The organism is Arthrobacter crystallopoietes BAB-32 (assembly GCF_000328305.2).
Lineage (GTDB): Bacteria > Actinomycetota > Actinomycetes > Actinomycetales > Micrococcaceae > Crystallibacter > Crystallibacter crystallopoietes_A.
The window spans coordinates 1-8,176 of record NZ_ANPE02000161.1 but is presented as its reverse complement, the minus strand read 5'-3'; the positions used below and the strand labels follow the sequence as shown (position 1 = coordinate 8,176).

Below are 8,176 nucleotides of genomic sequence, written 5' to 3'. Positions count from 1 at the left end.
GGGCTGGGCGCCGAAGGCGAGCGCGCCGATCCCCGCCGCCGCACCGTACTTCACGAAGTTCCAGCGGCTGACGGGGGCCTGGTCCGTGGCCTCAATGTCCATGGCTGGCTCCTCCAGGTTGTTGTGCTCAGTCATGGCTGACCTCCAGCCAGCCCGGCCGCTGCAGCACCGTGGGCAGTTCAAGGGCCAGCGGTCCGCCGTCCGACCAGGGGTCCGTGAATTCGGCCGAAAGGGCCGTCGCATCGGACGGGACGAGGAAGCTGATCCAGAAGTGCGATGTGGAGCCCGGCTCCAGTGCACCCTTGCCCATGCCAGGGCTGCGGTTCGTCACGGTCGGCCCGTCGGGGCCGAGCTTGAGCCGCAGCTGGCCCGGCGCGAACAGGACCTTGCGGTCCAGGCCGTTGTGGACTTCCAGCTCCAGCATGATGTGGTCGCCGAAGGTCAGGTTCGCCGGCTGCGCCGTGCTGCTGCTGACCGTGTGGCCGCCGTGGCCCCCGTGCCCGCCGGACGAAGAAACCGCCCCTGGCACCTGCGGGTTGCGCGCCTGCCGTTCGGCTCCGGTGATCCGGACGCTGCCGAAGGAGGTCCAGACGCCCTCGCCGCGGGAGACGCCGTCGGCCGTGCCGGCGTTCTGCCCGGCCGCGACCAGGCTTCCGCCGCCCACTACGGCCGCAATGCCGGCACCCATCAGTACCCCAAATACCCTGCGCGTCAGTCCGGTAGGAACCTCTTCCGTTCCCTCGGCCCCCGGCGCGACAGTATGTTCCCCAACTACTGTCAACATCTCGTTTCCCCATAACGTATGGATGGTGGTGGTGCTTGCCAGCTTGCAGCGGCCACCTTGGAGAAAGCTCGGGCGGGATATGGGCGCCGCGCTTCCCGCCGACGGCCGCATGGCCATAATGGAGCTATGACTCTCACCGCCGGAACGGAGCGCCGCCGTGTCCAGCCGCCGATCGGCCTACTGCTCGACGTGGACGGTCCGATCGCCAGCCCAGTGACCCGGCGGGTGCCGGCGAGCATCCTCGGCTCGCTGCTGACCATGGCGTCGAACGGCTGGCCGGTGGTCTTCAATACCGGCCGCTCGGATACCTTCATCCGCGAGCAGGTCATGGAGCCGCTGATGGCGGCCGGCATTCCTGGCGGCATCCGGTTCCACGCGGTCTGCGAGAAGGGCGCCGTGTGGTTCAGCTTCGGCGCCGAAGGTCCCGGCACGGTGCACGTGGACCGCTCGCTGGCGGTTCCGCAGGACTACGCGGCCGAGGTCCGCAAGCTGGTGCAGGCCAGGTATTCCAGCCACATGTTCTTCGACGAGACCAAGCACGCCATGGTCTCCGTGGAGCAGCTGATCGAGGTGGAGAACGTCGATTACCGGCGGGAGCAGGAAAACTTCGACGCCGAGGCCCTGGACCTGATGGCCAGCTTCAATCTGGGCGTGAGCCGGCTGGACCGCCACCTGCCCAACAGCGACGACCGCGTGGACTATCGGCTGGACCCAACGATCATCGCCACGGACATCGAATCCGTACGGCTGGGCAAGGACCTCGGCGCCCAACGCGCCCTGGAGATGCTGGCCGCCGAGGGCGTCATCCCGCATGCCTGGCGGACCATGGGAGACTCCCGGACCGACTACGCCATGGCCGACACGCTGCATCACTCCGGCCACGCCGTCGTCCATGTGGATGTCAGGCCTGAAGACGGGGTGCCGCTCAAACCGTACCCCGTGCTCACCGCTGCGCATCTCGGCCTGCCCGAGGCGATCCACGAAGCCGCCGGCAACGCCTTCCTCCGCACCTGGGCGGCCATCGCCGAGGCCCTCTGACGGCCGCCGGCCCGCCCTGTACAGGACGTCCCCCTCTAACACGGGCGAGAACACAATTCGTAATCGACGCGCGCATGTGACGCAGGCCCGGTGCTACTGTGCCTGCATGTCAAACAACCAGGGGACCATACCTGTTCTAGACCTCAGCACCGCACGGCTTGAAGACGGCTCTTTCAACCCCGTTTTCATCGACCAGCTGCGCGATGCCGCCCACCGCGTCGGCTTCTTCCAGATCACCGGCTACGGAGCCGGCGAACACCAGGTTGCGGAGCTTTTCGACGCCATCAAGCGCTTCTTCGACCTCCCGCTCGAGGAACGGCTGAAGCTGGACAACCGCAACTCACCGCACTTCCGCGGCTACACCCGGATGGGCACCGAACGGACCCAGGGCCGTGCCGACGCCCGCGAGCAGCTGGACTACTCGCCCGAGGGCGAGCCGGTTGTGGACTACCCTGCGGACCAGCCGTACTGGCTGCTCAAGGGACCGAACCAGTGGCCCGACGCCGTCCAGCCGGACCTGCGCGAGCGGGCCATGGCCTGGGCGGACCTGATGTCCAAGGTCGGCCAGGAGCTGCTCTCCGGCATCGGTGTCGGCCTCGGCCTGCCCGAGGACTACTTCGACGAGCCGTTCCAGGGCGATCCGCACTGGATGGGCAAGCTGGTGCACTACGTCGGCGGCGTTGTCGAGGAAGCCGGGGACCAGGGCGTGGGCATCCATGCCGACTACGGCTTCGTGACGCTGCTGCTGCAGGACCAGGTCGGCGGCCTCGAGGTCCTGCCACCGGGCGCCACGGAATGGCTGCCGGTCGAACCGATCGAAGGCGCCCTCGTGGTCAACCTCGGCGAGATGCTGGAGGTCGCCACCGAAGGCTACGTCACGGCCACCGTCCACCGCGTCCAGGCCCCGCCGCCCGGCGTCGACCGCTACTCCGTGCCGTTCTTCTGGTCGCCGCGGCTTGACGCCGTCATCGACCCGGTCCCGCTCTCCCCCGAGCTCAGGGCCGAGTCCCGCGGCCTGACCGACGATCCGAACAACCCCATGCTGGCCAGCTTCGGCGCCAACATGCTCAAGGGCCGCCTCCGCGCCCACCCGGACGTCACCGAGAAGTACTACCCGGAGATGCTCGCCAAGTAGCGTTCCCGCGGCCGCTGTAGTGTGTACGGCACTGCGCCGCACCCCCGGACCCTAACGACGCCGGTGCCTCGCCTACGGTAGGCGAGGCACCGGCGTCGTGCTGCTTCCCGTCCCCTCCATCAACCAGATTCGCGGCCCGTCCCCTCCATCAACCGGACTGCCCAAATCGATTGGCCCGTAATGGCTGGATTCAGCGCCGAATCGATGCCCAATCCAGCCAGTACGGGCCAACAGTTTCGCAGTCGATGGACGCGTCCCCGATCCCGCTCCCACGGTCCATAATGAAGGCATGGGTGCCATCTCAGCCTTGCGCCAGAACCTGCGGAGGACCGTGTCCGGCTCCCCCGAGGTGCCCGCCTGGTCGCGCGACCTCGCCAACGGCACCGACGCTGGTTTCTTCGGGCCGGACTCCGCAGTCTGGGCGCTGCACGGCTCCATCACCACGCTCGTCGGAGGCATCCGGGCCCTGTTGGTCCAATCGCTGCATCCCGGCGCGCTGGCCGGCGTAGACGACTTCTCCATGTACCGCGAGCAGCCGCTCGTCCGGCTCGCCGGCACCGGCCGCTGGATCGCGACCGTGACCTATGGCGACACGGCCACCGCCACCGCCGCCTGCCAGCGCATCCTGAAGCTGCACGAACGCGTGCAGGGAACCTACACCGACGCCCGCGGCGCCATCCAGACCTACTCGGCCAATGACCCGCAGCTGCTCAAGTGGGTCCACCTGGCCTTCATGGAGGCCTTTCTGGCTGGCCAGGCAGCCTACGGCGGGCCGCTCCCGGGCGGCGAAGACCGCTACATCGCCGAATGGGCCACCGCCGGCGAACTCATGCAGGTGCCCGATCCTCCGCGCAGCCGCGCCGAGCTGGACCAGCAGCTCGCCGCATTCAGGCCCGAACTGGTGAGCGATGCCAAGGTGGCCGCCGCCGTGAACTTCATCCGGCATCCGCCGCTGCCCCGCTCGCAGCGCCTGGGCTACCGGATCCTCTTCGCCGGCGCCGTCGAGACGCTTGAGCCCCACTACCTGGAGCTGCTCGGGCTCAGGAAGAGCCGCCTCGGTCCCCTCCCGCTCCCGGTCCGCACCGCCACCCGCCTGGTGCTCGCCCTCATCGCCCTCGGCCTCGGCAACAGGCCGGCCAGCGAAGGCTTCGCCCGCCGCCGCATCGCCAGACTGAAGGCGAGCACAACGCAGTAACCAACGACGCCGGCGCCTGCCGTCCGCGCGGGCCCAACCTAAGCGGCGGAGGGCGTTTTTTGCCGGCCCAGCCGCTGCCGCGCGGTATGGCTGCCGCGGCCGATCGGCACCCGCCGGGTAGCCGCCGCGAGCCCGAACAGCGGCATGTCGCTGTACACCGACTCCTGGCTGGACGCCGCCACCTGGTAGGTCTCATGCCAGACACCGACATCCCCGGAACCGGCCGACTCCTTCATGAACCGACGCCACGGCTCCAGGTGCGGCGCGTTCCGGTCCGCGGCGAAACGCTGCAGATGCTCGGGGCTCTTCCAGTAGCTCAGCATGATCGTCGTGCGCCCGAACCAGGAATGGAAGCCCAGCAGCCCCGCGTCCGGATGTTCCATCAGGTACTGCAGCATCTTCGGCATCGCCGACGCCGTCCGCGCCACGGCAGGCACCTTCCACCACCGGTTCGCGCGCATCCCGATGAGGAAGACGGTCACCGGCCCCTCCGGAGCTGCAGTGAACCGCCCCGGGTCTATTAGCTGTGCCATTGCCTCTCCTTGGTTTGCAGTTCGTCGTTTCATAACGACGTTGCAAAACAATGTTATGGAATACTGGGAGGCATGGCAAGACCTACCGTTTACGATTCTTCGCTCCGCCAACGGCTGCTCGAAACCACCGCTGAACTCGTGGCCAAGGAGGGGCCGGACAGAGTCGCCCTGCGCGATATCGCCGCGGCGGTGGGGACGTCGACGACGGCCGTCTACTCCTTGTTCGGAGGCAAGCCCCAGCTGCTGACGGCGATCCTCGACGACGCCTTCCGGTCTTTCGGGGATTCCCAGCGCGCCGCCGCCCCGGACGGACTGCGCGGACTCGGCCTCGCGTACCGGAGGTGGGCCCTGGAACATCCCGCGTTCTATGCCCTCATGTTCAGCGGCCCGCTCGGAACCCGTATGCCCTGCGAACCCACTCCTGAGATCGCCGCCGCCTCGATCGTGCCGCTGTATGAAGCGGTTGGCGCCGCACTGGCGGCCGCTGGCTCGGACGATCCCGTCGAACCTTCCGTCGCCGCTATTTGGGGGCAGGTCCACGGGCTGGTCAGCCTGGAGCTGTCCGGCCTGGGCCTTCCCGGAATCGACTGGGAGGCTGCTTACGAAACGGCCCTCAATCGGATCGAGCGAAGCTACGCAGTCTGAGCCGCGTTCCCCTCCGGCGCCGGCAATTGCCCCCGCCGTGCCTGTACCCGGGTAAAGAAAAGAGCCCCGCCGGTTATGGCGGGGCTCTTTTCTGCTTGGCGGAGGATGGGGGATTTGAACCCCCGAGGGCGTTAACCCAACACGCGTTCCAGGCGTGCGCCATAGGCCGCTAGGCGAATCCTCCAGATGCTTGCTCAACAAGAGCAGGTTCTAGAATACCCGAACCGGCCGAAACTACCGAATCGGGCGGCGGGAATCACAGCGCCGGCTTCCCGCGGAGCAACACTGCAGCAGCCCGTGAAAGCCTCCAGCACTGTTGCCGTCATAGCGCCGAAACTGTCAGCACCACATGGCAGACTGAACCGCATGGAGCCCATGGACTGCCTGATCATCTACGTTCCAACGGACTCTGCGGATGCCGTCCGCCGGGCCATCGGGGATGCCGGCGCCGGCCGGCTGGGCAACTACTCGCACTGCTCGTTCAGCACGGAAGGTACCGGCCGCTTCACACCGCTGCCCGGAGCCAACCCGACGATCGGAGCGGTCAATGCACCGGAGGAGGTACCGGAGACCCGGATCGAGGCGATTTACCCGCGGTCCCTGCGCGCCGCCGTCGTTAGCGCTGCGGTTGGTGCACATCCGTACGAGACCCCTGCCTTCATGACCTTCCCCATTGACGTCAGCCTGCCGGCTGACCCGGCCGATTTTCCAGCGCCCGCCCGGCTCGGGTAAGCTATTGGTCGGCCCCTCATGTGGTGTCATCCTGTGAACTCCCCCAGGACCGGAAGGTAGCAAGGGTAAGCGGGCTCTGGCAGGTGCATGAGGGGTCTTTTCCGTCTGTCCACATGCCGCTTGGGCGAAGTGCACCTCCCCTCTGCAACCGATAGGCTTTCTTACCGTGAGTACTGCCCTTTACCGCCGCTATCGCCCCGATTCCTTCGCGGACGTCATCGGGCAGGAACACGTCACCAACCCGCTGATGGCGGCACTGCAGAAGAACCGGGTCAACCACGCCTATCTCTTCTCCGGCCCGCGCGGCTGCGGCAAGACCACCTCGGCCAGGATCCTGGCCCGCTGCCTCAACTGCGCCAAAGGCCCGACGCCGGAACCTTGCGGCGAGTGCGATTCGTGCCGTGAGCTGGGGCGCGGTGGTCCGGGCAGCCTCGATGTCATCGAGATCGACGCAGCCTCCCACGGCGGCGTGGACGACGCGCGCGATCTCCGCGAGCGCGCGACCTTCGCCCCGGTGCGCGACCGCTACAAGATCTTCATCATCGACGAGGCCCACATGGTCACGTCGGCCGGCTTCAACGCGCTGCTCAAAATCGTCGAAGAGCCGCCGGAGCACATCAAGTTCATCTTCGCGACCACCGAGCCGGACAAGGTTATCGGCACCATCCGCTCGCGCACCCACCACTACCCGTTCCGGCTGGTCCCGCCGGAACCGCTCATGCAGTACCTGGAGCTGCTGTGCAACCAGGAGAACGTCCCGGTTGCCCCCGGCGTACTCTCGCTGGTGATCCGCGCCGGCGGCGGGTCCGTCCGCGACTCGCTCTCCGTGCTGGACCAGCTGATGGCCGGCGCCGGGCCAGCCGGACTGGACTACGAGCTGGCCGTCTCCCTGCTCGGCTACACCCACGCCTCGCTGCTGGATGACGTCGTCGACGCCTTCGCGGCCGCGGACGCCTCCACCGTGTTCAGCGCCGTCGACCGCGTCGTCCAGACCGGGCATGATCCGCGCCGCTTCGTCGAGGACCTGCTCGAGCGCTTCCGGGACCTGATCATCGTCAAGGCCATGCCGGAGAGCGCGCACACCATCCTGCGCGGCGTCCCCGAGGACCAGATCGCGCGGATGCAGACCCAGGCCCACCAGCTCGGCGCCTCCGAGCTCTCCCGCGCCGCGGACATCACCAACGAGGCACTGACCGAGATGACCGGCGCCACCTCGCCGCGGCTGCACCTCGAACTGCTCTGCGCCAGGATCCTGCTGCCCGCCGCGGACCAGGCCCAGCGCGGCGTCGCCGCCCGAGTCGACCGGATCGAGCGCCGGCTCTCCTACGCCGGGGACATCCCCGACGCTCCCGCTGGCGCCAGTGCCACTAACGACGGCGGGGCCTCACCTGCCGCTGCCAGCGACGGTTGGGGCGGTGCCGGTGCGGGTGCAACAGGGTCCGGTGCCGCCCAAGTGCGCGAGGCACTGCGCGCCGCCCGGGCCCAGACGGGCGGCCAAGCGCAGGAAGCCCAACCCGCGCAGCAGCCCGCAGTTCCCGCGGCTTCGCAGCCTGCCCAGGCCACCCCTTCCGCTCCTTCACAGCCTGTGGCACCACAGGAACGCCAGCCCGCCCAGGCACCGCAGCAGCCCCAGCCGGCTTCCCAGCAGGAACGTCAGCCGGCCTCCTCGCAAGCCCCCCAGCCGCAGCAGTCGACCCCGCAGGAGCCTCGGCCCTCAGCCCAACAGCCCGCGGCGGCTTCTGCCGAACAGCCCCGGCCGGCGGCTCCCTCCCCTGCGCCCGCAGACACTTCCTCCCGCGACTGGGGCGGCACTTGGGGCGTCGTTCCGGAACCCGAGCCCGAGCCACAACGGCCGGCAGCTGCCCCCGCTGCAGGCCAGCACTTCGGCGGCCGCCCGGAATCGGCTGCCCCCACTCGGGAGGCCGCACCGCAGGCCGGCCCCAACAGGCCCGGCGGTCCCGCGTCCAGGCAGGGCCTTCCCGACGGACCTTCCAATGCAGAACGTCCCTCAGGACCTGGCTTCGTCCAGCAGCAGCCGCCGCAGGATCGGCCTGACAACGGCTCCCGTCCCGGCGGGCCCGCGCCGCAGCAGCCGCCGGCTCGGGTCCAACAGC

General features: G+C 68.6%; 8 protein-coding genes, 1 tRNA gene and 1 other RNA gene. 7 read left to right on the top strand and 3 right to left on the bottom strand.

From position 1 onward, the window contains the following. Window positions 1-127 precede the first annotated feature (127 nt). On the bottom strand, window positions 128-688 hold the full coding sequence (locus D477_RS13325) for a hypothetical protein (RefSeq protein WP_005270033.1): 561 nt from the start codon (window positions 686-688) through the stop codon (window positions 128-130). 222 nt (window positions 689-910) lie between these two features. Between D477_RS13325 and D477_RS13320 the strand changes: the two genes are divergently transcribed. The 3 genes from D477_RS13320 to D477_RS13310 all read left to right on the top strand — a co-directional run bounded on the left by D477_RS13320 (window position 911) and on the right by D477_RS13310 (window position 4,152). Beyond that, the gene (locus D477_RS13320) at window positions 911-1,822 is read left to right on the top strand and encodes a hypothetical protein (RefSeq protein ID WP_005270032.1); all 912 of its coding nucleotides are present in this window, start codon (window positions 911-913) and stop codon (window positions 1,820-1,822) included. A 106-nt stretch (window positions 1,823-1,928) separates the two neighbouring features. Continuing rightward, window positions 1,929-2,957 carry an isopenicillin N synthase family dioxygenase gene (locus D477_RS13315; RefSeq protein WP_005270031.1) on the top strand — a complete coding sequence of 343 codons (1,029 nt, stop codon included), beginning with the start codon at window positions 1,929-1,931 and terminating at the stop codon, window positions 2,955-2,957. 289 nt (window positions 2,958-3,246) lie between these two features. Continuing rightward, window positions 3,247-4,152 (top strand): oxygenase MpaB family protein, encoded by a 906-nt coding sequence (locus D477_RS13310; RefSeq protein WP_005270030.1) that lies wholly within the window; start codon window positions 3,247-3,249, stop codon window positions 4,150-4,152. 38 nt (window positions 4,153-4,190) lie between these two features. Here D477_RS13310 and D477_RS13305 read toward each other — a convergent pair whose 3' ends face one another. Beyond that, on the bottom strand, window positions 4,191-4,685 hold the full coding sequence (locus D477_RS13305; protein WP_043846956.1) for a DUF4188 domain-containing protein: 495 nt from the start codon (window positions 4,683-4,685) through the stop codon (window positions 4,191-4,193). Window positions 4,686-4,757: 72 nt separating this feature from the next. Here D477_RS13305 and D477_RS13300 point away from each other — a divergent pair, with 72 nt between their 5' ends. After that, complete coding sequence (locus D477_RS13300; RefSeq protein ID WP_005270028.1) at window positions 4,758-5,330, top strand: TetR/AcrR family transcriptional regulator; 573 nt, start codon at window positions 4,758-4,760, stop codon at window positions 5,328-5,330. Window positions 5,331-5,426: 96 nt separating this feature from the next. Here D477_RS13300 and D477_RS13295 read toward each other — a convergent pair. Continuing rightward, window positions 5,427-5,514 (bottom strand) — tRNA-Ser (locus tag D477_RS13295). 191 nt (window positions 5,515-5,705) lie between these two features. On the opposite strand from D477_RS13295, the gene D477_RS13290 reads away from it, so the two are divergent. From D477_RS13290 to D477_RS13285, 3 genes are all read left to right on the top strand, one after another. Continuing rightward, complete coding sequence (locus tag D477_RS13290) at window positions 5,706-6,062, top strand: hypothetical protein (protein WP_005270027.1); 357 nt, start codon at window positions 5,706-5,708, stop codon at window positions 6,060-6,062. 7 nt (window positions 6,063-6,069) lie between these two features. Beyond that, window positions 6,070-6,165: signal recognition particle sRNA small type (gene ffs / locus D477_RS21875), an RNA gene on the top strand. Window positions 6,166-6,228: 63 nt separating this feature from the next. Then, window positions 6,229-8,176, top strand: a 1,948-nt coding sequence (locus D477_RS13285) for a DNA polymerase III subunit gamma and tau (protein WP_005270026.1), incomplete at its 3' end; no start/stop codon positions are given.